We start from the raw sequence: 26,212 nt of genomic DNA, 5'->3' as shown, positions 1-26,212 counted from the left end.
CTATGCCTCTCCGGTGTTGCCTGCCTTGAAGTTTTCAATCATCTGCCTGAATTCGCCGAACAGGTAGTAGGAATCGTTCGGTCCCGGAGCGGATTCCGGGTGGTACTGCACGCTGAACGCGGGGAGTTCCTTGTGGCGGATGCCCTCGACCGTATTGTCGTTCAGGTTGATGTGCGTGACTTCTACGTTCGCGGGGAGCGAAGCTTCTTCGATGGCGTAGTTGTGGTTCTGGCTCGTGATTTCCACGGCGCCAGTCTTCAAATTCTTGACCGGGTGGTTGCAACCGTGATGGCCGAACTTGAGTTTGGAAACCTTTGCGCCGAGCGCAAGACCGAGCAACTGGTTACCGAGGCAGATACCCATCAGCGGAACTTTGCCCAAGAGTTGCTTGACGACTGCAGCGACTTGCGGGAGGCTGTTCGGGTCGGCAGGACCGTTCGAGAGGAACACGCCGTCCGGCTTCTTCGCCATCACCTGTTCAAATGTCGCGTTGATCGGGAGCACCGTCACCTTCATGTTCTGTGCGGCGAGGTTCCTCAAAATATTCGTCTTGATGCCGAAATCGAGCGCGACCACGTTCAGGTCACCTTCGGTGCTGAATTCGTAACCGTTCGGGTCGCTCACCTTGCTCGCGTAGTCCTGGCCGTCCAGGCCTTCCCATTCTTGGGCTTTCTTGATGGCGTCGGCTTCGCTCATTTCGGTGCCGTCCACGTGCAGGTAGGCCTTCTGTGCGCCATGGTCACGCAGGTGGATGGTGAGGGCGCGTGTATCCACACCTGCGATGCCCGGTTTCTTGTGGGCGAGCATGTAGTCGTGCAGGCTTTCTTCGCCAATCTCCTTGCTCACGTCGTCCAGTGAGTTCACGACAATCCCGTTCAGGAACACGTCGCGCGATTCGGACTTCTCGAGGTTTGCCGCATAGGCTCCGACTTCGGCTGTGGTGAACACCACGAACTGGCCCGCATAGGAGGGGTCCGTCAAAATCTGCTTGTAGCCCGCCATGCCGGTGTTGAATACCGCTTCGCCGACGGTATCGTTTGCTTGCCCGAAGGCATAGCCCCTGAAGACGGTTCCATCCGCCAATGCCAGAAACGCCTTCTTCTCGCGTTTCGCTTTCCAGTTGAATTTGTCAGTCATGTTTTGCTCGCTATGTAATGAAAATCCGAATAAAAATAAAGGCAAAAGCCAGAAGCTTTTGCCAAACGATTGAAAAATTTAAAGACAGAACCGAAAATCAGATGCCCGTGGAGAGTCGCCATGTCCCGTTGCTGGAGGGTTGCAACGGCTGCGCTTATGGGGGCCTTAATGGATTCCGATATTCTCATCGGAACCAAAATTTAATAATTGAAAAGGCTCTTGGGAAGAGGTAAAATTTGAAATTTTTTGGGTAATTTTAGCCAAAAAAGGCAATTCTTTTACATTTTCTTTCCAGAATAGAAAAGTGTTTTACAAAAATCGTAAATGAAGTGCCGGGCCTATTTTAGGGCATTGATGCGAGAACTGATCTGATGCGGAGTGTCATCTGGATGGCTCCATCAACCGAAAGGTGGTTGTTGTCGTAGGCCATGCCGTCCGTGTAATCGTGATCGCCCATCTTGTTTTCGTCCATCAAAGTGAAGTTCGGGTAGGTCTTGCTCAGGTCCGCAAGTTCCTGGATGAGGGTGGGGGCAATGCTGCGTTGGATCCCGTGGAACGAGAACGATCCCGTGGATGCATACAGGGGATTCTGCGGGAAGATAATCCCTATGACGCGGATGTCGTGCTTCTGGGTCTCGGCCAGGATTTCTTTCAGCAGAACGAGATTTGCGTCGTAGAGGTCGCGCCTCTTGGATACCCACATGCTGTCGGTCCAGACCTTGGCTTCGCCCCAGCCATTAGATTCTAGGGGTTCGAAACCGAGCGTTTCCCTGTAAGATTCGAACTTGTAGTAGCCTAAGGATGCGTATGTCAGCTGGGGGAGTTGTTCAGGAACACCGTCTTTCCAGAAATTGTGGTTCTCGTCGTAGACGTAGCCGGGAATGGTGTTCCTGAGAACTTCAAAGAAACTCTGTGCCGCTGTGTTGAATCCGCGGTCTATGTCAATCGACATGATGATGTATTTTAGGTTCTTCATGTGCGGCAAGATGTAGTTGTTCAGGATGAATTTCGTGCAGAACAGCGTGTTGTTGGAATTGGCCAGGTTGAGGGCCATGGTCACATTGGCCTGGTTGGGAGCCTTGGTCACGTCTGTCAGTTGGTTGGGAATGACTCCGTGCAGGGCTCGCGAGGAACCGAGTATCACCGTATTTGAAGTGTCGCGGTATTTCCACAGGAGTTCCATCTTGTAGCGCCATTTTACGGCAATCTCGGTGCCGCCTGCGACGAAGTAGACTCCCGCACTGTCGGGATCGAGGACGATGGGGAACTTGGTGGAGTCGGGGTGGGGTGGCTTGATTGTGGCGGGGCTTACCCATAGGCAGGGGTGCCAAATTTCTTCGCCCTGGATGAGTTCGGTAATGCTCGAATTTGCGACGTTCACGAGAACGATTTTCTGGTGTTCTCCGTCCACGTTTGTAAGCGTTGCCACGATGTTCGACGTTATGCCGTCGGTTGCCCATTCGGTGTGGTCGAACGTGTAACCGGCGGGAGAGCCTATCGACTGGATGAGTTGCCCGCTCTTGTTGGCAATGAGGATGCGCTGGTGTGTGGCATAGGGTGTCCCGACAAATTCCTTACCCGTGTTCCCGCCAAAGTCGAGGAATGCAACGCGATTCGTGCTGTCGTTGACGAGGGAAACGTTGCAGGCTTGTTCTCCGTTGTACCAGATGTTGTCCGTCGCGTCTGCGGCGTAGACGTTGCTTGATGGTGCGGCGGTGCGTGCGCGGAGGAGTTTGGAACCCGATACAGCGATGCTTCCGTCTGCGCTGATGCCGCCGTGGTAAGAACCGTCAAATAATTTTTGGGGTATGCCGAAGGCCCCGCCTGCAAAGGCTACTTGCCAAGTGCTTGATTGTTGCCAGTCGGCCGTTTCCTTGTTGTTCCCGGCATCGGTTACATAGGTGATGACGGTGTCCCCGCTTGCGGTGACACTCCAGCGGGGGATGGTCGCACTTTCGACATTGAGTTTGACAAGACCGCTGCCGGTGGCATCGAGCTTGCGCACGTATAGGGAAGAGGTTCCACCCACGCCCTCCATGCCTGTGCAGAAGGCGACCCATTTCCCGTCGGGGGAAATGTCCGGGCGGTACACATTCAGCGTGTCCTAGATTTCGACCATGGACAAGGTAATGTCGGAATAGTTGATGAAAACAAGGTTGCCCGAAATGTCGTTGCGGAAGGCAAGCTTGGCTGCGTAAGTGCCGGTGATGTTGCGGATGATGTCTGAATTGGCGAGATTGGTTATGGTTTGCCCGCCCTGCTGGGCCGAATTGCTGATGGTCTGTGGGTTCGGAATAATTCCAAGTGCGAGGCGGAATCCGACATAGTCTGCTCGGGTCGATGAGGTGACTGTGTAGACATCTCCGCGCGAATACAGGTTGATGGACTGAATGTCGTTTGCGAAGCTGCCTCCCTTGACAATCCTCTCACCGATGCCGTTCGGCTGGGCCGCTCCGATAAAGTTGCTGTAAGGGGTCTCTGCTGTGGGGCCGAGCCAGTCGTTCTCCCATTCCATCACGTTCCCCGCGAAATCGCAGAATTTCGAGTTGTCTGCTTTGAGAAAGCATACGTTGTGAGGGACGTTCCCTGAGTTCCCGCTGTTCCAGCTGTTTGCTGCATCCCAGTCCGAGGCGGCCGCCTTGACCCATTCGGCTTCTGTCGGCAGGCGGTAGCCCAGTTTGTCGTAGTTCGTCGCGAAATTTTCAAGGTAGGTGCAGTGATTTTGGGAATCGAAGGTGGCCTTGGTGTAGGTGTAGACCGTGTCCAGCGATTCAGCTTTGCTTTTTGCGTTTGCGAACAGGACCGCATCAAAGAAGGTGATGTTGGCGACGGGGAGGCTGTCGCCAGCGCAGCTCAGGTCCCCGTATTCTCCGCAGGTGACCTCGTGAATCCCGATAAGGAATTCGTAGGTTAGCGTGATATCCATCTTTTCGGCAAGATTGACTTTGGTGTCCGATGCCGGAACGCGAATCATTCCTGGCCTTTCTTCGATGGGCGAAAAAGACGATGAATTTTTTCAAGGTCATCTTTTTACCGATCCATCTTGATGGGCTTCAGTTGCTTGATGACACTTTGCAATTCCTTCGGGAGCGGGCAGTCGAAGACCTTGCGCTCGCCCTGCCACACGAATTCTAGGCGGCAACTGTGCAAGAAGAGCCTGTGCAGCCCGAGCGTTTTCTTTGCCTCGCGGTTGAGCGCGAAATCGCCGTAGCGGGTGTCGCCCAGGAGCGGGTGGCCGATGCTTGCGAAGTGGGCGCGGATTTGGTGCATGCGTCCGGTCTCGAGCTTGATTTTTACGAGGTCGTAGCCTTCGTAGTGCTGCTTGACACGGTAGTGCGTGATGGCCTTCTGCGCGTCTTTGCCGGTCTCGCCGACCTTCATCTTGGATCCCTTGGCCGCGTCGGTGCGGGTGAGGCTTTCGTCAATGGTGCCTTTTTCTTTTTTCAGGTTGCCTTTGACGAGCGCGAAGTAGAACTTTTCCACTTCGTGTTCGCGAATCATGCGCGTGAAGTCGCGGAGCGTGTCGCCGTGGAGGGCTGCGATGAGCATGCCGGACGTTTCCTGGTCCAGACGGTGTGCGATGGTGGGCTTGAAGTCGAGGCCTTCGCTTTTACCCCATTCCCAAAGATATTCTACGAGGCTTTCGCCCGGGCGGGTGCCGCTGCCGGGTTGGCTCGCGAGTCCCGAGGGCTTGTTCACGATGACATAGTCTTCGGTCTGGATGACGATATCGAGCTCGCGTGCGCCCCATCGTGCTTGTTTTCCGACGGAGGAGTCCTTGCCCCAGGTGGACTTGCTTTTTGCAAACCCCGTTTTCGATGCACCCCACTTGTTGTCCGAATCTTGAGCCTCGGACTTGGTGCTTGAAGCCTCGAGCCCCGAGCCTTGTTTCTCGTCTGAACTATTCACCGATTTGAAATTTTCATAAATGCAGACGACGTCCCCTTCGGAGAGCATCTGGTTTGCCTTGCCGATAACCCCGTTGACACGGACTTTCTTTTTACGGATGACGGCGAAAAATACAGAAAGGGATTCCTCCGGGAAGGCCTTGCGAAGGAAACGGTCCAACCTCATGTTGGCAAAGTTACGGTCGATAAGTCTTGTAATCATCTGTTCCGGCTGGGGGAGATTTGTCGGACAAATATAGAAATTGCGGGGAGATGTTCAAATAGGACGTGCATTATCGCATGATGGGGATCATGCTTATTTGGGGGAAAGAAGAGTAAAAGCCGCGTCGTCAGGCATTCAAGGTGTATGGATGAATTTTTAAGGCTGTGTTTTTTCCTCATTCCTTGCTTTTTTAGACGTTCAAAACGGAATTTTTGTCCATCTTTTTTTGCAAAATTATTTTGTCTTGACTTGCGCTTTTTGCCGGTTTATATTGTCCGTGTTTGAAATATTGATTGACAACAGCAACTCAAAAACGTATTTTGTAAATAGAGGAACAATTCTATGGCCGTAGCAATAAGATCTATACCGACCCTTCAGGGGGAAGACGCTGAGCGTTTTCTCAAGGAGGCTGATTTTGCTGAGAAAAACGACCAAAAACAGGATTATGGCGAAAAAATTCTGTTGGTCAGGAATTTCCTTCGTGAGCAAGGTTTCTAGGCATGAATCTTGCCTATTTTTTAAATCGCGGCTCGTTCGCGAGGCTCACGCCTGAACTCTTACAAAGCTGCAAACCATTCAAATGCGGTAATTCGGATCTCGATGAATTCTTTACCGAGGATTTTCTTTTATATGGCAAAAAACTTCTCGGCAAAACCTATGTTTTTCGCCTAAAAGATAAACCGGATTGCATTGTTGCGGCTTTTACAATTTCAAATGACTCCATTCGAATAAAGCAGCTCGCTCCGGAAGACAAAGCCAAAATAGAATACGTCACGGAAAATGGCGAAAAGAATCTTCGACGTTACCCAGGTGTTTTAGTTGGACGATTGGGAACGAATGCTGATTTTGCAAAGCAGGGCATTGGCTCTGCGGTAATGGATTTTATAAAAGCTTGGTTCCGTAGCGATGAAAACAAGACTGGATGCCGTTTTATCATTGTCGATGCAATTAATGAGCCCGGTGTCATCCATTACTATCAGAAGAATCAATTCAAGTTTCTGTATAGCTCAGAAATCAATGAGGCAAGAGCTCTAGGCGTTAACATAAAATTGCTGGCAAGTAAACCATTGCACACCCGTTTGATGTATTTTGACTTAATTGACATCAAATAGTTTTCCTAGAAACGTTTTTAAATGACGTTCTAAACGGAATTGTTCGAACATTTGACAGAGAGTTCGAAAGTATCTAATTTCAGCAAAGAAGAATTCGAGGCATACCAGAAAATGTACCACAAGGAATGGGATCATAACGCCATGTCGAACGTGAACGCGAAATGGCGAAGGCTATGCGTGATTACGGTGATCCTGTTGAAAAGATTGCTGCAATATCCGGCCTTTCCATGAAAGAGATTGCCAAACTGTAGCTCTTAATGCATACAAATGTATGCTTTCAAACGATTTTGTATATATTTATGACAAGATGTTACAGATTCCCGCGTAGACCGGTGCTCATGAAGTGTTTGATAAAAGGAATGCGGATTCAGTTGTTGACCCTGATGGTCTTTTTTTTGTTTGGCTGTCATAATGAGAAAATATCGCAGATATACTCAGGTCAGGAATATTTGGCTGTTGAATTGGAAATGGAATCAAGTTATTGCATCCCCAATTCTATTGTTATGGTTGGGATGGAGCGGGATTCTTCTAACTGGCATTTGTATGGGGAAGGCCCTGTAGAAGGTTTTGAACTCGTTCGAATTATTACGCCTGTCGGGGATTCTCTAAGAATATATATGGAGCGGACACACCTTAAAGATGATGTCAGAGATACTTCTTTTGTCGAAACTGAGGTACTGCTTGATAGTGTTGTTCTCGGCGGAACGGATGCTTATAAATCGCTATATCGCGAATTGTTGAATCTAGAAGGTAGTTTCCCGCTGATGTCATGGAAACACCGTCGTCCAGGAGAATTGTACGATTCTCGCGCATTTTTTATTATGTCTGAATCGGAATGTAAGGAAATTTCGCTTTACAAAAAAACAGACGTGGAAAAAGAGGTGTACGGACAGTCATACAAGGTGGTGCTAGATTTGTTTTCCAAGTATGAAGAGTTGATGGGGTTGGGTAAATAAATGCTTTCCTGGCTTTTGATAATGGCTTCGGCGTATTATACAACGGTGGGTGGCGTGCCATACACGCCGCCTCGGAGTGATTTTGTAAAAATAGTCGAGGTTATCCAAAAAACGGACTCGGTGCTGTATCAAGCGTCTTTATGCCAAGATTCGACTGTGATGTATACGAAAGTGTGGAGGAATGAAGCTGAAGTTTTTGCCGACACACTCCATGATACGGATGTTCAAACTTTTTTAAGATTGCAAAAGTCATTGGATTCAACATCTGGAAGAATCCGAGTGCAATGGACTGCTTTTAGGGAAGAAGATGGGAAAGAAAAGTCAAAAGTGTTCATGAAAGATTTGAAGAGCGTTTCGTGGCTTATGCCAAGTAAATCTAGGATTAAGAGAAGTAAAACGGTTCGTATTATTCCAACGCACAGAATAGACAATGACTTTTATCCGGTAGTTCTTGAATTGCAAGAATGGCTTCGGAGTAAGTGGCGGTAGGTCTACGCTTTTTTTGCGTGGTGGGCGAGGCGGGCACCGTCGGCTGCGCTGGTGACGATTCCGCCGGCATATCCGGCGCCTTCGCCGAGTACGTAAAGCCCGCGCGTGTTCACGCTTTCGAGCGTGTCGTTGTTGCGCGTGATGCGGATGGGCGAACTGGTGCGCGTTTCCGGCGCGACAATCAGCCCTTCGTCAATGAATCCGGGGATTTTCCGGTCAAAGTTCTGGAAGCCTTCTGCGAGGCTCTTGCAAATGGTTTTGTCCATCCAGTCCCAGAGATTGCTCTGCACGAGTCCGCAGGGATAGGTGGATTTGGGGAGAGCCGCATCTTCTTTGTGTGCGAGGAACGACTTGATTGTCTGTGCGGGGGCGGCGTAGTTGTTGCCGCCGACGCGGTAGGCGTCGCTTTCTATTTGGCGCTGGAGTTCAAGGCCGCCGAACAGTTTTTCGCTTGCGGCAATGGGGACGGCGATGGCACCGTTGGCGAAGGGGCCGTTGCGGCGGCTGTAGCTCATGCCGTTCGTCGCGAGAGTTCCGGGTTCTGAGGCGCAGGGCACCAGGATGCCACCGGGGCACATGCAAAAGCTGTAAGCGCTGCTTGTCTTGCCCAGTGTCGGCGTGGCGAGGAAGTATTCTGCGGCTCCGGTGAGGCGCGTGTCTACGCCCTTGCCGAGTTGCCGCAGGTTGATGAGCATTTGCGGGTGCTCGACGCGCACGCCCATGGCGAAAGCCTTGCTTTCGAGGGCGACGCCACGGGCGTGCAGCAGCGTGTAGACGCTGCGGGCAGAATGCCCGACGGCGAGCACTAGCGCCTCGCAAGGTTTCCAGAACGGCAACGAAACATCCCGAGCCTCGTGCCCGCTCACATCCCTCAGTTGGATGGCGCAGATGCGCCCGGCCTTGATTTCGATATCTTCGAGGACCGTGTTGAAATGGATGCGTCCGCCGAGTTTTGCAATTTCGGCACGGACTTCCCGCAACATCAGCACGAGCCTGTCTGTGCCGATGTGCGGCTTTGCGAAGGTGACGACACTTTCGTCGACGCCGAAGCCGACCATGTCCTTGAGGACCGCTTCGCTAAAGGCGTTGCGGCTCCGCGTGTTCAGCTTCCCGTCGCTGAAGGCTCCCGCGCCGCCTTCGCCAAAGAGCACGTTGCTGTGCGCGTTGAATTTCCTGTCGACGATGAATCGCCGGATGTCGCGGAACCTCTCTTCGACGTTTTTCCCCTGCTCGTAGAGGTTGACCGTAAACCCTTTGCGCAACAGGTGCAGGGCGGCCCACAGCCCGCTCGGTCCCGCTCCGACGATGTCTATGTGGCTTGGCATCTGCACGGAGTCTTTCTGGGGCTCCGACTCTATGCCCTGCCTTTCCCGTTTTGCTTCGATAAGTCCTCGGGCGTTGTTGCCTGTCGTGCGCAGCGGCGATGCCACATCGAAAACGACGTTGTAAGACCAGTGCGGGTCGCCTTTCCGGCGGCTGTCCAATGAGAACCTTTCGACTTCGAGGTTGAAAATTTCTTCCGGATGTACGCGGATTTGTTTTGCGAGTGCAGCCCGGACTTCGCCCTTCTTGTTCAGGGCGACAGGCAATTCTCTGAAGCGGTAGGTAAACATCAGCGCAAATTTAGAAAAGGCGAGGCTTGTCTGTGGCTAGAATGTATAGCTCAGGTTTAATCCGCCGTAAATGTCCTTGTATTCGTTGCTCAGATAGTCCGGACGATAGTATATGCCTGTGCCCACCACCCATTCGCTATAGAAGTGCTCCGAATGGTTGATGCGGAGGCTCATGTTGCCGATAAAGTCGGTTTCTGTTTCGCTGTAATCCTTGCGGTCTTCTTCCCAGGTTGTAGCCATGTAACGGAATTCCCCGTTGATGCCGAATACGAGGTAGTTGCGCAAGAAGGGAATTTCAAGTTCATCGCTGACGGTGAGTTCGGCTTCTTCCATGTCGTCGCGGTTATATGTCTTGAAGCGGGGCGTGAGGGAGAAGCGGTTCTGGAAGGGCTCGAACGCAGTCGTTGCGACGATGGGATATTTATGTTCGAAATAGTCTGTGCCGCCGTAGTAGTATCCCAGTTTTCCCCAGGTTTCGTCGCTGAAGTCAAAATCCTTGACGAGTTCATCGTTGTGGAACTTGGAATCGTCCAGTCTCAAAGCGAATTTTGCATCCACGTTGACCGTGGTGGGTCCCTTACGGAGTGTTACCCCAGCATTCCATGTGTGCTTGAAGAGGCGTTCCTCGAATTTCGATGCGATGTTGTCTTCACCGTCGAGGGCACTGTAGGCGCTCCAGCGTTCCTTGTCAATTTCGATGGTCGAATCGCCAGTGTCGTATTTTGTGGTGGCTTTGCCGTGGCGCGGTGCAAACCAGTCATCGGTGTAGACCTTGGAATCTTCGGTGTAAACGGCGTGCAACTGGAACGGACGGTATTGATTCTTGTATTCAAAACCGTATCCTGCACGGAGGTTTAGGTTGTTTGCAATGCGGATCGTGTTGGCGATGTCTGCGTTGTGGGTATAGCGCGTACGGTCCATGTCGAGTTCGTGTTCCTTGAACCACTGGGAATCCATATCGGGAGCGAGCCCGTGTTCGGTCCCTTCGCCGAAACCGAGGATGTTCATTTTGCCACCCTTTGCCGCATTTTCTACAAGGACGTTGTAGCTAAGGCTCAAATCCCACACGTCAAAGAATCCTTGATCCAACTCGATGCCGTATTCGCGTGTGTCTGCAAACTGGTCGGGGGAGCCTGCGCTGTAGAAGTCTTCGCCGGTGTACTTGGCGTGCCCCCGAATGGTTGTCGCTTTGTAGCTCCAACTTCCGGAGAGGCCGAATGCGAAGTTCTGGTTTCTCCAACTCATTCCAAGTGCACGGTCGTCGTCGCGTGCCCTTTCGTAATTTTTTTGCACGTCCTTGGCTTTCTTGATCAAGGCGAGCAGGGAATCTTGCATTTGCCCTTTAGTCAAGGTGGTGTTATCGCCGAAGATTTCTTCGAGTTCCGCTTTGGAAAGCGTCTTGATGCTGCTTTCGCTGCGCATTAGCTTGCGGATGGTGCCGTAGCTCGACGTGTTTATCCCCGCTCTAGAAAATACTTGGTTGACAGCCCTTTCGCGGAGAACGTCTGCGGTGTCGGCGCGGCCGACTGCAGCCTGGAAGTTGAGCATGTCGTCGTTGGTGGAGGGGGCATATTTCATGTCTGCAAACAGCGTGAACGATTCCTGCATCGGGTCGGCGGTGATTGTATTTGCGCTTGCCCCGTCCCTAAGTAGCGGGTCCTCGATTTCGTCGTTTGCGTAAAGGGCTCCCACGGCAATGCTGTAGGGCTGGGCTGGGGAGAATTTGAGCGATCCACCGTAAACCAGGCGCTGTGCTGCCGCTTCCCCTTCGTCAATCCAATCGTGATAAAGGTAAGGGTGGCGTTTCCCCGGGAGGAGCGGGCGTTGTGCCTCGCCGAAGAATCCGTTGACTTGCCACATGGCCGTGCCGGTTTCGTCCTTCAAAATGGAAAGTGTATAATCCACGCCGAACAGCGGGAGCCCACCTAGGTAGAGTTCTCCTTCTGATTTTGTAAAATCGCCCAGGATGGCGCGGTTATAGTTGTCGGTGTAACTCAATGTCACCGGGTTCGGGTAGAACTTGTTCCAGTTGTCGCTGGTGACATCGGCATCGAACTCGAAAATGCGGCCTTCCGGGGATTTTGCGCGTACGTAAGCGCGGCCTTCGGTCATGAATCCGGGAACTTGGAAATAGTTGCGGTAACGCTTGCCGTGCTCAATGGAATCTTGCCCCGAGACAAATGTGTCGCCATGGTTCGTGCGGGTACGGACGTAGTGGTAGGCGCCACGGTAGGTGACGTTGCCTGTAACATCCCAAGTTTTTGCCGAATCGCTGGGTGGAACAACAACGGCAAACGCCGCGGAGTCAACCGCGGCGGAATCCGTCTGTGCGACGGAAACTGTCGATGCAACTGCCAGCGTCCAGATTGCAATCTGGTTCGGAAACCCCATCAGCGGACCTCGTAAGTTTTGGAAGCGTTCAAAATGCGGCCATTTTTCATGACCACTTCTATTTTAATGATAGTCTTTTTGTCGCGTGCCAATTCTACGGGAATGTCGAAATTGAGGTCTGTAATCTGCTTATTTTGTAGTTGAACGACGTTTTTGCCGTTCTGTTTGATGGTAATTCGCTTGATTTGCTCCGGATCTTGCTGCGGAACGTTGGCTATTTTGAATTTTATGTTCCTTGAAATTCCCGTTTGGGCTCCCTTCGGGGAGAGCGGAGCTCGGATAAGTTCGTAGTTGCCTCCTTGTACGGCAAGGCTCGTGTTGACCTTCGGGAAGCAGCCGAGCGTCTTGGTGAGTTCGGACTTGTTGCCTGCCCGGTCTTCGGCCTTGAAGGTGTACTTGTGCGAACCGGCCTTGAGCTTGAAGGTGGAGAAGATGTCCTTGTTGAGGCTGGTTTCTTTGGAAAGCGCTCCGTCAATCAAAGTGGAGAGCAAGACGACGTCGCCCTTGATGTTCGAGACGGAGATGCTTGCCTCGCAGCGGGTGGAGTCGTAGCGCTGGAAATTGATAACTGGCTTTACCTGGTTTATTGCGACGCAAGACTTGTCGATTTGCAGATCGACGCTTTCGGTCTGTACGCCTTCGGCGGTGTGGAATTCGGCGTAAGCTTTCTTTTCTTCCCAGTTGCCGATACGGTCGCTCACGGCGATAGTGTGGCTGAACTTGCTGCCTTGGCTAAGCGGGACCAGGTTCGGGGAGGTGTAGTTGCCCAACTTCACGAACAGAGTCGCGTTGGTGGCCGTGGTATCGAATGTACCTTCCAGAGTGACGGTGCCTGTCTTGCAGACATTGGCCGGAGAGGGGGTCGTGAGCTTGAAGGGAACCTTTTCTACCTTGGGTTCCTGTTTCTCGACCTTCTTTACAGGTTTTGCCGGCTTCACGTAGTTGGTGGTGATGTAGCCGCAGGGGAGGCTTATTTTCCCGACAAAGCACGAAACGGGGAACTTCTTTGCTCCGTAGGCGCTTGCGTCCCAGGTCGGCGTGAACTGGAAAGGTTCATCGGTCGTCTCGATGCGTTCGGCGCCAATCTCGACGAATATGCCCGGTTTGCATGTGCCGTGTACTGTGAGGAACGGGGTAGTCACCGAGTCCGGGATAGATTCAAAAGCGCAACCCAAGCTATCGACCGAATGTTTCAGGTTGGCGGCATAGACAGAATCGAGTGCCAGGATGGTTTTCTTGAGGTCGTCAAGCGATTTTGTCGTATCGCTCAGGAGGGAGTCGATCTTGTTGAGGAAGTCAAGGTCGCCCGAGGAGGCCAGTTCGAGGACTACGAACGAATCGTCATTCGGGATTGCTGTCTCGCCGCCGTTGATGCCTACGGTTCCGCTGCCGGTCGTGATTTCGAGTTTGCCTTCGCGGAGGGCGGCGATGGGCTTGCCACGGCTGGTCTGGCCTATGACGCCCGCTGTTCCACGGATTGCTGCGGTTGCAGTCCCGGTGCGGAACTTGAACGAACTTTCCTTGCCTTTCTGTTTTTGAACGTCAAAGCGGACCTTGCCTTTCTGCACGTCGGCCGTGATTTGCTGGTTCCCTTCGAGCGAGAGGAGTTCTTCGAAAACGACAAGGGTCTTTTCTTCTATGGAAATGGTGCTGCCGTCGGGGAGGTTGATAATGGCTTGCGATTCAATTTCGGTGCGGATTTTGTCGGCCTGTTCAACAGTCGCTCCGACACGTAAAGCGGCCCAGTTGGTCTTATTTGCTTTTTGGCGGGATACATCGCCCAAAACGGAACGGACTTTTCCGCTCGTAGGCTTGGCTGCAATGGCCGGCATCGCTAGGAGCAATGCCGTAAATATGACAAAAAACCTGAAATATCGCGAAAAAGACATGTTGCTTACCTCTCCCTGTTGTTAACTTTATTAAATATATGTATTATTATTATGTTTTGCACGTGGATTGCATCAATTAGTTATTTTTATCACACTGAACGCAGAGGTTCTAAAATGAGCGTGGATGCCGATGAATTGACCATTGAAGTTTGCGATACGGAAACCGGAATGCCGATTCTCAAGCAACTGGACAAGGAAGTTTTGACAAAGGGTGCCTGGCAGAGCATGATGTTCCTGTACCAGGACCGCGATGCGAAAACGGGTGAGTTCGGCGAACCGAAGGTGTCGCTCCGCCGTTACCAGAAGGTCCAGGGTGCGTTCAAGGCCCGCAGCAAGTTCAATATTAGCGGGAAAGCCCAGGCCGAAGCCATTATTGCGACTCTTAAAAAGTGGTACAATATCTAATGCCTGACCCTGCCAGTAAAAAGAAATCGGTTAAATACGACATAGAATTCCTATGCGAGGGGAATATCGAGGCCTTCCCGTGGAAGGACCGGTTTGAAACCATGGCCCGCAAGCTCCTCCGGGAGGAAGGCTGCGAGAAGAACGTGAACATCGTTCTCTGCACCGACGATTTCGTGCGCGAGATGAACCGTGACTACCGTGGGCTCGACAAGGTGACCGATGTGCTCTCGTACGAATGGCACGACGAGGCGTTCCTTGGCGAAATCTATATCGCTCGCGACCAGGTGAAACGCCAGGCCCCGGAATACGGGAATACCTTCTATGCCGAGATGAAAAGGGTCATTGTGCATGGGCTTTTGCATCTTTCCGGTTACGACCACATCAAGGCTGCCGACCGCAAGGTCATGCGCGCCCGCGAATGTGAATTTTTGGGGCTTGACCCCTACAAGGAGAAAGACTGATGGAAAACTCCGACAGTTGGGTTTTCGCTTTTTTGATAATTTTCTTGTTTGTTTCGTTCTCGTTCTCGCTGATTAAAGCGGTGTTCAGCGGCATTTATGCCAAACGCGATGCCAAGGATAGGGAGGACCGGGAAGAGGTTATTGCCGGTCTTGTGGAGTGGGGCGGTTTCAACGAGACCATCTCCATCGGGCGAATCTTCTGCAATATCGGGAGTGGCCTGCTGGGCTACTACCTGTTCCAGTCTTTGCCGTATGCGTGGATCAAGGATTACTGGGCGCTAGGCAGTGCGGCCTACCTGATTGTCGCTTGTGCCGGCATCTACATGCTCACGGTGTTCTGCGCTAACCTGCTCGGGAGCCTCAAGCCCGATACGATTGCTATCGTGCTGATTCCTCTGTTCCGGATTATCCGGATTCCGTTTGCTCCGGCGGCGATGTTCTGCCATTGGCTTTTCGTGAAGTTGCTCCAGCTGTTCGGCTACGATGCAAAGTTGAGTTTTTTGCCCGAAGAACGCCGTGACGCAGTCCAGGCCGACTTGTCCGATTTGAAGGCGGGCGAGGGCGAAGGGCTTGAGAAAGAAGAACGCCAGATGATTCTGAACATCTTCGATTTTGTCGAGACCCCCGTGCGCGAAATCATGACTCCCCGTGTGGACATGTGCGCTATCGATGTAGATACCAAGCTCGAAGAACTTGTGCAAGTGCTCAATAACGAGCGCCATTCCCGTTTGCCGGTGTACAAGGACACCATCGACAATATCGTGGGCGTGCTCTCGAACCGCGATTTCCTCGAATGGTATACCGAGCATCGCGACGAACCGTTCGACCTCATGAAAATCGTGATGCCTCCGGTGTTCGTGCCCTACCATAAGAAGATTGATGACCTGCTGACCGAGTTGCGCAAGAATGGCAACCAGCTCGCCATCGTCGTCGACGAGTACGGCGGAACGGCCGGGCTTGTGACTCTGGAAGATATTCTCGAAGAAATTGTCGGTGAAATCCGCGACGAAGACGACGAGGACGAAGCTGACGTGCAAAAGCTTAAGGACGGTCGCTATATCCTAGACCCGCTCATGACGCTTTCCGACATGGAAGACGAATTGGGTGTAGAACTGGAAGCTCCGGAAAATTCTCACGTGGAAACGCTGTCGGGCCTTATCCAGGCGACTCTCGGCATTATCCCGTCGCCGGGTGCCGAGGTGGAAATCGACGGATACAAGTTCCGCGTGCTCAAGATGGACGGCACCCGCATGGAAAAGGTGCTGATGATCAAGCCCCAGTCAAAGTAATTAGAGAACTTGCGAGGTGACGTCGCCACCGCGGAAGCGCGTGGTGATGCGATCCCCTGGCTTGAGTTCGCTTGCGTTACGGATAAATTTTCCGTTGGCTCCAAGAGTCAGCGTATAACCCTTTGCAAGGACTTGCTTGGGGTCGGCAGCCTTGACCTTCTGTTCGTTCAGCTCGAACTTGGCCTTCTCGAATTCGATAATCTTTCGCGTCCCTTGCCGGAGCCCTTCTTCGTTGCGCTGAATGCGTCCGCTTTCGGACTGGAACAGGAAGTGCATGTCTTTTTTTAGCGAAACCGCAATTTGGGCGAGGGTCGTCTTTTCTTGCGTGAACCGCCTGCCGAGAATTTGCTGCAACTGGTGGCCTGTTGTTGTGAGTTCGTTCTTGTATTCCCCGAGGTAGTTCCTTGCCCCTTCTGCGATATTTCTGGTGGCACGGATGAGTGCCTCCCAGCTTTCGATTGCCCGTTCAATGAGGTGTTTTGCGCAGTCGGTGGGGGTGATGCAGGCTTGGTAGGCCACCTCGTCGAGGAGGCTCCTGTCGATTTCGTGGCCGATGCCCGTGAATACGGGGATGGGGTAGTTCGCTACGGCGCGGCAAAGGGCTTCGCTGTCGAAGAAGGTGAGGTCTGTCTTGGAGCCGCCTCCGCGTACGATGCAAACCACGTCCAGTTCAGGGTCGTTGCGAAGTGTTTCCAATGCTTCGATGACGCTCGATTCCGTCTCGTTGCCCTGCATCTTTGCAAAAGCGGGGACGATGTGGAAAGCGAACGGCGATTCGGCAAGCTTGGTGGAAAAATCCCGGTAGGCAGCGGTCCCTTCGCCGGTGATGAGGCCGACGCGCAGCGGCATTTCTGCTAACGGGACGGACTTGTTCCTGTCGAGCAGGCCTTCCATGGCGAGCTTTTTCAGAATGGCGCTTTTGGTCAGCGCAAGTTCTCCCAGCGTGTACACCGGATCGATGTCGAGGATTTGCGCTTGCAACTTTCCGTAGGGGACGTAGACTTCCGCTCGGATGAGTAGTTGCACCTTGATTTGAGGCTTGATTTCAAAGGGGTTGTCGAAACTCGCAATCTTTGCCTTGATGGCCGCAAATTTTGCAGCGAAGCAGGAAAGGGAAACGGTCGCCTGCGGGATGACGCTTCCCTCCTCGAAGTCCGCGATGCTCATGTAGACGACTTTCGGCTTTTCGGAAATTTGCGTAATAACACCGTGTACCCACACTGCGGGTGTGGATTCCACCTTCTGCTTGAGGGCGGTCATGTACTGTTTTACGGAGTAGGAACGGTTTTCCGGATTCATGGTGCTTTTAAAAAAAATTTTGCTTTGATTAGGTGGGCTATTCCATCTAATAATAGCTATTTTAAGTGACGAAAATCACCAATAGGAGACACTTATGAATATTCGTACTCTCGCTATGGGGGTTGCCGCACTAGTTTTGTTCGGCTGCGCCTCCAATCAGCAAGCTGTTGATCGTTCTTTGGGCCAGGCCGAAATGACCCAGGCTGTTGCTGCTGAATCGAATGTCAATGCTGCATCTGTTGCAAAGGCAAAGGCCGACCTTGATTCCGCCCAGACTCTCGCTGCGAATGGCGACGAAGAAGAAGCGGTCGTGATGGCCGATATGAGTACTCTTGAATACAAACTCGCCATTTATGCCGCCGAACGCGACGAAATGAAGAAGAAGGACGAAGCTCTTGAAAAGGAACTTCGCGAAGATAACGAACGCAAGGCCAAGTACCAGACTATTTTGAATAACGAAGTCAAGGGAGGAAAGCAGTAATGAAATCTCTTAAGTTTTTCTCCGCTATCGCCCTTTCGTTTGGCCTGTCCGTTGCTGCCGAAGATACGGGCACTTCTCTTTCCAGTGTTTGCGATGCAGCCCTGAATTCTGTCAAGGCAAGCCTTCCGGCAAATGCGACTTCTGCCAAGATTTCCCTCGCCGAGGCGATGGGTGTTTCCAAGGCGCTCAAGTCTGCCGAAGAAGATGACGCCACTTCCGAAAAGACGTTTCAGCTCTCTGCTGCTTGCTCGCTCTACGTGAACATCGTCAAGGTCCAGGGCGAAACGCAGGCTATCCGTAACCATATCGACGAGAACTGGGCCAAGCGCGCTGCTACTGCTCGCGACATTGAATCTATCCAGCACCAGATTCACACTGGCAAGGTGAGCGACCTCAAGGATCATGAGGCAAAGCTCCAGGCCGAAATGTTGCAGAATCAGGAAAAGTTCGCTGCTGAAGCTGCCGCCAACGAAGCCGCCCTCAAGGCTGCTGGCGAACGCGAGGCCGATTTGCAGAAGGCTCTTGCCGAAGAACGCGCCAAGGCCGAACAGCGCCAGAAGGACGCTATGAACAAACTGAACGAACTCCAGTCCAAGCTCATCCAGGTGTCCAAGGATGCCCGTGGTATTATCCTCTCCATGAGCGACATCTTGTTCGATGTGAACCAGGCGACCCTCAAGGCCGACCTCAAGACGAGCCTTGCCAAGGTTGCGGGTATCCTTTCTGTGTACCAGCAGTTCAACGTGTCTATCGAAGGTAACACCGACAACACCGGTTCCGAAGAGTTCAACATGAAACTCTCCCAGCAGCGTGCAGACAACGTAATGAACTTCCTCGTAGAACAGGGTATCGATGCTAATCGCCTTACGGCGAAGGGCCTTGGCATGACTATGCCGATTGCCGACAACAGCACCAAGGAAGGCCGCCAGAAGAACCGCCGCGTGGACCTCGTCATCCAGGACAAGGCTCTCCAGGGCAAGGCCGAAGGGGCCAAGGAATAACTATGGCTAAAGTCGTGACGGCGATGGAAGCCCGGCAGAACTTCGGTTCCCTGTTGAACCAGGTCGCGCTCCGTGACGAAGAAATCGTCATTGAGCGCGCGGGCAAGCCGCTCGCCCGCGTCGTTGGCGTAAACGCCCCCTCCGCGGGCCGTCTGGACTTCCGCGACATAGGCAAGTTACCCAACGCCATTTGGGAAGACCGCTAGCGCCCGTCTGGCTTGTTTTACGGCCATCTCGTAATCGAACTTAAAAATCGACTCACCTGCAATGCAGGTGGGTTTTTCGTTGGCTAAATTGGAAATAGAAAAAGCGGAGCAAAGATGCTCCGCTTTCTACAAACTTTAAAGAATTGCTTACCTGGAGTAGTATTCCACGACGAGCTGTTCTTCGAGCTTGACCGGAATCTGTTCGCGGAGCGGGAGCTTCACGAGCGTGCCTTCCATCTTGGTCTTGTCGACGGTCAGGTATTCAGGAGCTTCGGGAGCGTTCGCGAAGGCTTCCTTGATCTGCACGTGTTCCTTGGAACGTTCGCGCAAGCTGATGACGTCGCCGGCCTTGACGAGGCGGCTGGGGGAGAAGCTGCGGACACCGTTCACGGCGAAGTGGCCGTGTGCGACGTACTGACGGGCAGCGAAAATCGTGCGGGCAAAACCCATGCGGTAGACGAGGGCGTCCAGACGGGTTTCGAGCAGGATCATCAGGTTATCACCGGCAGAACCTTCGCGGCGGTTGGCTTCCTTGTAAGCCTTGGCCAGCTGAGCTTCGGAAATGTTGTAGGTGAAGCGAAGACGCTGCTTTTCGACGAGCTGCTGCTTGTACACGGAAGCGGACTTCTTGCGGTTCTGACCATGCTGGCCAGGAGCGAAGTTGCGGCGGTCGAGAGCCTTTTGAGTCTTCTGAGAAACGGCAACGCCGAGAGAGCGTGCTACTTTACCTTTTGGTCCACGGAAGGAGGACATATATACCTCTTAGAGGAAGCTCTTTGGTTTTGCTTGCAAGTTGGTAGAGCTTGGCACGACTTGCAAGATTAGGCCACAAAGATAGCATATTTTTTTAGGATTTCAATGTTTTTCTGGGATGAGATGACGCAATTTAGCGAAAATCCGCTTATTTAACTTAATTCGTTGTTGATTTTATGCGGGAGGGGACCCTGTTCGGAGTGGCGAAGGCCGCACGGTCCCCTCCCTGCACCCTCCCCTTCCCAGCGCAAACGCCAACCTTTACGGTTCGGCCATAGCCATACAAGTATGGCTGCGGCTCTCACCTTAAAAGGTTGTGGCCGACGCTCCTTTCTCGTGACGTTATCCCTTTTTCATTATACCTTAACGAATATCTCGCTATGTGTAAGGAATGCTGGGCTGTTTATCCTTTTTATTTGTGGGAATGGGGACCCAGCTCGGGGTAATGAAAAAAGGCGCGGGGGCGCCTTTGGGGGTAATTCCTGTTTTTTTTTTGCTGCCTGGGCTATTTCTCGCTGATGGAGAGGCTCAGGGTGTCGCGGGCGGTCGGGTCGGCGAGGCTCTGCGCGATGATGTGCGGGGTCTTTCCGAAGGCGCTGTCCTGGACAACGAGGTAGCTGCTGGAGTAGATTTCCAGTTCGTCTTCGCAGTTGTTCAACGTGGCAATATAGGCAGATGTCCCGAGGTAGGGGACGTCTTCACAGGAGAGGAACCAGCGCACGTTGGTGCTTGCCACCTTGGGCATTGTCCTGAACTTGAAATTTTCGAAGCGGAGTGTGTCGCCCACTTTGGCACGTAAGGCTTTTTCTCCATAGACTTCGTCTTCTTCTTCGTCGAAGAATTTGAATTCCTTGAAGAGGCCCGGCTGCTGGATGTAGGTCTTGAGTGTGAGAACCTGACTTTCGTCGGTGGGGTAGATGTCGCCGGTACGGACGTAGTGCAGGTAGTAGGCGCCCTTCGTCATCTTGCTCGTTACCTTGAGACTACCCCCGTAGAGGCAACTGATTTCTTGGACGGACTTGCGCTTGCTGTCCAGAATTTCGCAACTTGCGGGGCAAGTGACCTGATTGTCGCAGTAACCTTCCATAAAGTGGAACACGTCGATAGAATCCCCTGGATTGAGGTCGGCAAGCCAGATGTATTGCTCTTGGTACAGGTAGTACTTGGCCTGGTCGTTGCGCGGGCGCACCACGGTAAGCGTGTCGCCCGGAACACTGATAGAATCGGGGTTTCTGAAGTATTCGCCTTTATCGAGCGGACGGCTGATGGATTCGATTTCGAACGTCGCGTAAGGGCCGGTGAGATAACTGATGACTTTGGTCGGGACAATCTTGATGGACCAGTCGGTAGTGTCGCGGGGCAGCAGCAAGGCGTCGATTGTCGAATCGTTCTTGCTGATGAGGCTCGTGTCCTGTTCGTAAAGTTCGAACTTGCCGATAGATTTTCCTTCTGCATTTAGGGCGATGCTGACACCTTCGTTGCCCGAGAAGAGAACTTTCACGGAGCTCGGCCCTTCGCCTATGGTGAATATGCCGCGGATCGTGTCTGTCAGGTCCATGTGGATGCTGTCTTCTTCGCCGGTGTAGACAAAGTAGGCTGAATCAATGCCGACGTAAGCGCGGATTCTCGAGGACTTTTCGAATTTGGCTTTCACGTCCATGTAGTAGAAACCGTCACTGAATGCGACAAAGGAATTTTCTTGCATCTTGCCATCGTGACCAGGAATCATGTAGTTGCCAAAAACGGAATCTTTCTTGGATTCGTTCCATACGGGTTTGAGTGTATTCAACTCGTCTCCGATTTCGTTTTGGATTCTTATGGTGTCCTTGCTCATGCCCGATGACACAATGTGGACATTGATACGTGTCCCCTTGACGAACTCGCCGAGGAACAGCCTGATGGACTTTGTCGTATCGGTGATGTAGATGTAGCCGCTCTCTTCGTCAATGTCCTTCTTGCTTTTCGGGATTTCGAAATCCAGCGCAACGGTATCGCCGAGTTCCAGCGTGTCGTTATAAGCGATGTCCGCGCGGTTGCTCAGCGAGGAACTTGACTTGTAGGAGGCAATCCTGGACGAACTGCTTTCTTCTTCCGAGGATGCCGAAGAACTGTCGTCGTCGCCGCAACCAGCACAGAATGCGGCAAAGGAAAGGGCAAATAGAATCTTGTAGAGTTTCATATTATCTTCCTTAGTTCAGGATGTAAAATTTTTGTTCGGCGGTGAATGCTTCTCCGATAACCTTGAGCGTGTAGCGCCCGGTGGGGAATGCCTTGGCCTTGAACTTGAAGTTTGTCTTCTTTTCGCCAGCGAGTTCGCGCGCTGCAACAGTGAGCATCCTCTTGCCGAATTCGTTGAGAATTTCAATCTGCACGAATTGAGGATAACCTACGGTCAGGTCGAAATCGCAGTCCAGGTTATAGATGTCGATATTCACCTTGGAAAGCTGGTAGCCGCCGTCCATTGCGTCACCGCCGATAGAGCGCGTGTTGTCAAAGTAGCTCACGTAAAGGGCCGGAGCGGCGTTCTTGCCGGCCGACTTCGACTTGATGAAGTATTCTCCGGCATCGACGCTTGTAAGGATGATTGTATAAAGCCCAGAGGCGTGCTTGCGCTTGAAGAATTCCGTGAAGTTCGGGGTGCGGAGGAACGCTCCCAGCGGGGACTTCGGGTTGATGGTGATGGTGCCCAGGTAGTCTGCATACTTGGTGTCCACGCCACCGCCGGAATTCTTGCGGATGTTGAACTGGCCGCCTGCCTTCTTGGGGTCGTTGGCCGGGGCGTTGTCCCACGTGATGTCTGCTTCGCTCCAGTCCACGCTCAACTTGCTCTCGCCGAAATCCATGTCTTTGGATGTTTCCTTGAGGCCGAAAATGTTGAACGAGATGGGCTTCTTGATGGAGTCTGCGATGTAGTCCAGTTTGAGGCCTGCGTCGAACAGCGGGCCGGGCAACGCGGAGAGGTCGAACTTGAGGTAAATCTTGCCGGCCTTGCCCGGGAGGGTGGAGGCGCAAAGAGTCGTATCGTAGTTATGCGGGCTGTAGTTGTCGAATTCCGAAATCCAGGCATCCTGGCCACGCCCGCTCGGGATTCCGTCGCCGCTGTTGTCGAGCGTAGTGTACTTCCTGTCGAACACGTAGATGCGGCTGGTGTCGGCTCCGTCCTGGTAGCCGTCGTTTGCCGTGAAGATTACGTTGTAGCGTCCGCTTGCCGTGAACGAGAGGTCGGTCTCGTATTCCGTGCTGTCGGAGAAGGTGGCCCTGCCTGGGCCGGTCGCCTTGCGCCAGACTGCGGGGATTTTGCAAAGTCCGTCACCGCGTCCGTCGTCTTCGACGGAGCCTTTCATGCGGATTTGGTTCTGTTGCAACAGGATGATTTCTTTTTCAACCTTGACTTTGGGCTTTTCGTTCGCTCCGCTCTTGGGCGCATAGCCGACATACAGCGGGAGCATCACGCCACCGGTCGGGTTGTGTTGGAGTTCTTTGCCCTCGAGCGAGTAGATGGCTGAACCTTGCCTGGACTCTTCTACAATCTTCAGGTAGGGGTTGCCCTTGACGAGTGTTTCGCGGAGCCCTTCGATAGAAAGGTTCGAGTTGTCGTTGATGAACATCGGGCGGTTTTTCGCCTTGTCGCTTGCAATGACGTGTACGCCGGCGAGTTCAGCCGATGCCTTGTTGAAGTTTTGCAGTACGGTGTTTCCATCCTTCGCGGTCAGGCCGAGAATCCAGATGGTTCCACCATTGTTCTGAATCTTGGGGCCCTTCGTGTCGCCAGTCATGGTCACCTGGCGGCCCCACAGTTTCTGGTAATTCAGCTGGATGGTCCCGATGGATACGTCTTCCATGAACACTTCGCCGGCTCCAGTTTCGGCGGATTCGTAAGACTTGAGCGTGATATCCTTGAGCAGTACCGCGCGCTTGCTCTTGTGGATGATGCCACTGCCGAACTCGGAGAATCTTTCGATAGTAATTTCGTTGAATGCGCCATCTTCGATGATGAACTTGCCTCGACCGTCGATGCGGGCCTCTGTACCGAGAATGCGGCGGACGCGCTTGCGGATGTAAATGTCGCGGTTGATGGTCCAGCGGCCTCCGGGCGGGAAGTAGATGGTTTCTGCGCCATCGTCGATGGCCTCCTGAATGGCCTTGGCGTCGTCGGAACCGCTGTTCATCTTTCCGCCGTAGTCACCGGCAATGGTTATCCAGGAGTCGGCCTTCTGTTCGGCGTAATCCGGAGTTTCTGCTACCGGGATGCGCATAGACTGGCTCGGGCTGGAGCAAAGTTTCTTGATGGGCTGCGTAAAGAATTCGATAATCTCGCTACCGATGATGCCTTCGCCGTAGCCTTTAAGCGAACTGCGAATCTTGGTGTGGAACTTGCTGATCATGACGGAACGGGCGAACAACTGGCTCTCGTTCACGATGGCTGTCGCCTGTTTGGCATTCCGTTCCTTGACGAATTCCAGAGTCGCGTCGACGAGGGTGAGCGAAGCGCCTTTGCCATGGCTGTAAACGGCAGGGACGGATCCCCTGAATCTAAGCCCGCGTGCGGCGACGGATTGGTTGTCCACCTCGAGGCCGTATTTGCGCTGCCCGCCAAGAGTCAGATGCTCGAGGGTGACGCCGTTGACTTTGCCCCCGATGTAAGTACCCACGTTGAACCCGCGGACTTCGACGTTTTTCACCATGAGTGGGCCCATCGTTTCGGCATAGCCCATGTCGATGCCGTACACGCCCGAGCTGTCGTTGGAATAGACTTTCACGTTCTTGATGGTGCCTTGTTCGTTGGCGAGGAAGCGAATACCGATAGCGCCGGGGTTTCCCTTTCCAGTGCGGATGGTCATGTCGCGGATGGCGTTGCGGCGCCTGAGTTCGGGGCCCGTGCCGGTGTAAATCATGGCGCGCGGGGCATCGGGATTGTCAAAGCCTTCGCAGCGGTTGTCCAACTGCAAAATGGTACCGCCCATGCTCTGCCCTTGGAGAATGGTGCGGTTGTAGGAGTCGGCGGGCTTGTCGGCCTGCGGCCAGACGAGTCGCCCGGTTATCCTGTAGATTCCGTGGGGGAGGTAGATAATGTAGTCGCCGTTAGGGTGGTCGTCCAGGGCTTGCTGGATGGCCTGCGTATCGTCGGTCTTGCCGTCGCCTTTAGCCTTGTAGGGCGGCTTGGTTACGTTCACCACGGTGGAGCCAATAGGAAATTCCACCTGCGCTAGTGCAGCACCAAAAAAGCAAAATACAAACGCCAAAAAGACACGACGCATAAAAACCTCGTATTATGAACTATTCTTCCGGCCCCCTCTAAAAATGCCTGCACTCGGTCTCGCTCAAATTTTCTTTATCAAAGCAATTTTTAGAGGTGGCCTTAACAAATATATATGATTATTTCTCGCCGTGTGGTTTAAAATGAGGCAGAAAAAGCAAAAAATGCCCTTGCCTGTGAAAAAGGACACATTCCGCTATCCTCATTCCTTTCAGAAGTACGTTATTTGGGGCATTTCTCGTAAACGAACGGATTATGGTCGCCTTGCACCTTGAAAATGCGTCGGTCGCGCTCACATTCCTTCTCGGTGACGGGGTACATCTTGTCCCATGCCTCGAATAACTTGCGGTCCTGTTTGGATAAACTAACTCCGTATGTCTTTTCCATGTAGAAACTCGCCCGTGCGACAATGCCGCGGGCCTCCTCGCGGGGCTGCACTTTCTTGTCTTTGAAGTCGACGATGGTCTTGCAGCCACCGTACATTGGAACGGGATCGTTAGTCCACTGGCTGTACATGAAGTTGCTGCGGTCACCGTTCACCTCGCCGATGGCGGGGTAGAGGTTGTGCATGTCGCCTTCCATCAACTTGAACGTCGTGTCGTTGGTGCTGCAGTTCTTGCGGCCTCCGTCCTTCCAGCAGGGGCGGAAGTGCCCCATGTTGTGGGCCGTGACCATGTGTTCCCATTCGATTTTTTCGGCGCGCTTGAAACTTTTGCGGTTCGGGTTTTCGCGCGGCTTGAAGTCGCAACTTGAAAAGTCGACGTTTTTCTTGTCGTCGTATTTGCAGCCACAGTAGAGAGTCTCTTGCAGGTCCCCGTAGTATACGCGGCGCAGCTGTTTGCTTGCATCGCGGTAGTTGTAATGCTGCGGAGCGGCCGTGGGGTCAACGCGGGCTTCGGTGTTGGGGGCGAAAACGGTGACAAAGAATGCGAGTGCAAGAACGGTAGATGCCTTGGCAGAAAATACAGCTAAAACGCGCTGAAACGGGGCGAGAATCATAACAATAAGTACTTTGAGGGTGGTCTGAGAGTAAATATATGTTTTTTAGGCACGAGGTGCGAGGCGCGAGCGGTGAGCAATGAGCAATGAGCAATGAGCGATGAGGCTAGAGACTAGAGGTTAGAGGTTAGTGAAAAGAATCACGCACTTCGTGCGTCAATATAAGACGGCGAAGCCGTGATATTTCTCCCTAGCCCCTAGATCCTAACCCCTAACCCCTAACCCCTAACCACCAACCACTAACCACCAACCACCAACCACTAACCACTAACCACTAATCACTAATCACTTCCTACTTCCAACTGTCTACTGTCTACTTCCTACTTACCTCACACCTCACAGCGCAGCGCCCTCAAAGGCACGA

22 protein-coding genes are annotated in these 26,212 nt (G+C 52.8%); 10 read left to right on the top strand and 12 right to left on the bottom strand.

The features are described 5' to 3' along the window. The 4 genes from carA to Q0Y46_RS04395 form a co-directional block, all read right to left on the bottom strand. The gene (gene carA, locus Q0Y46_RS04410; RefSeq protein ID WP_295680544.1) at positions 1 to 1,137 is read right to left on the bottom strand and encodes a glutamine-hydrolyzing carbamoyl-phosphate synthase small subunit; all 1,137 of its coding nucleotides are present in this window, start codon (positions 1,135 to 1,137) and stop codon (positions 1 to 3) included. A 343-nt stretch (positions 1,138 to 1,480) separates the two neighbouring features. Next, complete coding sequence (locus tag Q0Y46_RS04405; protein WP_297945360.1) at positions 1,481 to 3,229, bottom strand: TIGR02171 family protein; 1,749 nt, start codon at positions 3,227 to 3,229, stop codon at positions 1,481 to 1,483. Positions 3,230 to 3,241: 12 nt separating this feature from the next. Then, on the bottom strand, positions 3,242 to 4,111 hold the full coding sequence (locus Q0Y46_RS04400; protein WP_297945357.1) for an SUMF1/EgtB/PvdO family nonheme iron enzyme: 870 nt from the start codon (positions 4,109 to 4,111) through the stop codon (positions 3,242 to 3,244). A 56-nt stretch (positions 4,112 to 4,167) separates the two neighbouring features. Then, positions 4,168 to 5,247, bottom strand: a complete 1,080-nt coding sequence (locus Q0Y46_RS04395) for an RluA family pseudouridine synthase (RefSeq protein ID WP_297945355.1) — start codon at positions 5,245 to 5,247, stop codon at positions 4,168 to 4,170. A gap of 342 nt (positions 5,248 to 5,589) precedes the next feature. Here Q0Y46_RS04395 and Q0Y46_RS04390 point away from each other — a divergent pair, with 342 nt between their 5' ends. The 4 genes from Q0Y46_RS04390 (at position 5,590) to Q0Y46_RS04375 (ending at position 7,804) form a co-directional block, all read left to right on the top strand. Beyond that, complete coding sequence (locus Q0Y46_RS04390) at positions 5,590 to 5,745, top strand: hypothetical protein (RefSeq protein WP_297945351.1); 156 nt, start codon at positions 5,590 to 5,592, stop codon at positions 5,743 to 5,745. 2 nt (positions 5,746 to 5,747) lie between these two features. After that, positions 5,748 to 6,359 (top strand): hypothetical protein, encoded by a 612-nt coding sequence (locus Q0Y46_RS04385; protein ID WP_297945348.1) that lies wholly within the window; start codon positions 5,748 to 5,750, stop codon positions 6,357 to 6,359. Positions 6,360 to 6,706: 347 nt separating this feature from the next. After that, positions 6,707 to 7,315: a hypothetical protein gene (locus Q0Y46_RS04380; RefSeq protein ID WP_297945345.1), complete on the top strand. Its 609-nt coding sequence runs from the start codon at positions 6,707 to 6,709 to the stop codon at positions 7,313 to 7,315. Beyond that, positions 7,316 to 7,804, top strand: a complete 489-nt coding sequence (locus Q0Y46_RS04375; RefSeq protein ID WP_297945342.1) for a hypothetical protein — start codon at positions 7,316 to 7,318, stop codon at positions 7,802 to 7,804. It begins immediately after the preceding gene. 2 nt (positions 7,805 to 7,806) lie between these two features. Here the strand turns inward: Q0Y46_RS04375 and Q0Y46_RS04370 are convergent, their stop codons facing one another. From Q0Y46_RS04370 to Q0Y46_RS04360, 3 genes are read right to left on the bottom strand one after another with little or no spacing between them, the layout of a single operon-like run. Beyond that, positions 7,807 to 9,417: an FAD-dependent protein gene (locus Q0Y46_RS04370; protein ID WP_297945340.1), complete on the bottom strand. Its 1,611-nt coding sequence runs from the start codon at positions 9,415 to 9,417 to the stop codon at positions 7,807 to 7,809. A gap of 36 nt (positions 9,418 to 9,453) precedes the next feature. Further along, complete coding sequence (locus tag Q0Y46_RS04365) at positions 9,454 to 11,808, bottom strand: hypothetical protein (RefSeq protein WP_297945337.1); 2,355 nt, start codon at positions 11,806 to 11,808, stop codon at positions 9,454 to 9,456. After that, on the bottom strand, positions 11,808 to 13,652 hold the full coding sequence (locus tag Q0Y46_RS04360) for a FecR family protein (protein ID WP_297945334.1): 1,845 nt from the start codon (positions 13,650 to 13,652) through the stop codon (positions 11,808 to 11,810). Before Q0Y46_RS04360 ends, Q0Y46_RS04365 begins: the two co-directional genes overlap by 1 nt. A 159-nt stretch (positions 13,653 to 13,811) precedes the next feature. Between Q0Y46_RS04360 and Q0Y46_RS04355 the strand changes: the two genes are divergently transcribed. From Q0Y46_RS04355 to Q0Y46_RS04345, 3 genes are read left to right on the top strand one after another with little or no spacing between them, the layout of a single operon-like run. After that, positions 13,812 to 14,102, top strand: a complete 291-nt coding sequence (locus tag Q0Y46_RS04355) for a hypothetical protein (RefSeq protein WP_295680561.1) — start codon at positions 13,812 to 13,814, stop codon at positions 14,100 to 14,102. Then, a complete protein-coding gene (ybeY, locus tag Q0Y46_RS04350; protein ID WP_297945330.1) occupies positions 14,102 to 14,563 on the top strand; it encodes an rRNA maturation RNase YbeY in 462 nt (153 codons plus the stop codon). Before Q0Y46_RS04355 ends, ybeY begins: the two co-directional genes overlap by 1 nt. Then, on the top strand, positions 14,563 to 15,852 hold the full coding sequence (locus Q0Y46_RS04345; RefSeq protein WP_295680567.1) for a hemolysin family protein: 1,290 nt from the start codon (positions 14,563 to 14,565) through the stop codon (positions 15,850 to 15,852). Before ybeY ends, Q0Y46_RS04345 begins: the two co-directional genes overlap by 1 nt. Here Q0Y46_RS04345 and xseA read toward each other — a convergent pair whose 3' ends face one another. After that, positions 15,853 to 17,151, bottom strand: a complete 1,299-nt coding sequence (xseA, locus tag Q0Y46_RS04340; RefSeq protein ID WP_297945327.1) for an exodeoxyribonuclease VII large subunit — start codon at positions 17,149 to 17,151, stop codon at positions 15,853 to 15,855. It abuts the gene before it with no gap. Positions 17,152 to 17,245: 94 nt separating this feature from the next. Between xseA and Q0Y46_RS04335 the strand changes: the two genes are divergently transcribed. Genes Q0Y46_RS04335 through Q0Y46_RS04325 form a run of 3 tightly spaced genes read left to right on the top strand, consistent with a single transcriptional unit; the run spans position 17,246 to position 18,839 of the window. Continuing rightward, positions 17,246 to 17,632 carry a hypothetical protein gene (locus tag Q0Y46_RS04335; protein ID WP_297945324.1) on the top strand — a complete coding sequence of 129 codons (387 nt, stop codon included), beginning with the start codon at positions 17,246 to 17,248 and terminating at the stop codon, positions 17,630 to 17,632. Continuing rightward, on the top strand, positions 17,632 to 18,633 hold the full coding sequence (locus Q0Y46_RS04330) for an OmpA family protein (RefSeq protein WP_295680576.1): 1,002 nt from the start codon (positions 17,632 to 17,634) through the stop codon (positions 18,631 to 18,633). The genes Q0Y46_RS04335 and Q0Y46_RS04330 overlap by 1 nt, the downstream gene beginning before the upstream one ends. A 2-nt stretch (positions 18,634 to 18,635) precedes the next feature. Further along, positions 18,636 to 18,839, top strand: a complete 204-nt coding sequence (locus Q0Y46_RS04325) for a type II toxin-antitoxin system Phd/YefM family antitoxin (protein WP_297945321.1) — start codon at positions 18,636 to 18,638, stop codon at positions 18,837 to 18,839. A gap of 147 nt (positions 18,840 to 18,986) precedes the next feature. On the opposite strand, the gene rpsD is transcribed toward Q0Y46_RS04325, so the two are convergent. The 4 genes from rpsD to Q0Y46_RS04305 form a co-directional block, all read right to left on the bottom strand. Beyond that, positions 18,987 to 19,592: a 30S ribosomal protein S4 gene (gene rpsD / locus Q0Y46_RS04320; protein WP_290957614.1), complete on the bottom strand. Its 606-nt coding sequence runs from the start codon at positions 19,590 to 19,592 to the stop codon at positions 18,987 to 18,989. Positions 19,593 to 20,097: 505 nt separating this feature from the next. Beyond that, positions 20,098 to 21,771 carry a hypothetical protein gene (locus Q0Y46_RS04315; protein ID WP_295680583.1) on the bottom strand — a complete coding sequence of 558 codons (1,674 nt, stop codon included), beginning with the start codon at positions 21,769 to 21,771 and terminating at the stop codon, positions 20,098 to 20,100. A 10-nt stretch (positions 21,772 to 21,781) separates the two neighbouring features. Then, complete coding sequence (locus tag Q0Y46_RS04310) at positions 21,782 to 24,850, bottom strand: glycosyl hydrolase family 28-related protein (RefSeq protein WP_295680585.1); 3,069 nt, start codon at positions 24,848 to 24,850, stop codon at positions 21,782 to 21,784. Positions 24,851 to 25,071: 221 nt separating this feature from the next. After that, positions 25,072 to 25,848: an endonuclease gene (locus Q0Y46_RS04305; protein ID WP_295680588.1), complete on the bottom strand. Its 777-nt coding sequence runs from the start codon at positions 25,846 to 25,848 to the stop codon at positions 25,072 to 25,074. Between the last annotated feature and the right edge of the window lie 364 nt (positions 25,849 to 26,212).

It is taken from the genome of uncultured Fibrobacter sp. (genome assembly GCF_947305105.1).
Classification (GTDB): Bacteria; Fibrobacterota; Fibrobacteria; order Fibrobacterales; family Fibrobacteraceae; genus Fibrobacter.
The sequence above is the reverse complement of the archived record's forward strand: the minus strand, read 5'-3'. Positions and strand labels throughout refer to the sequence as shown.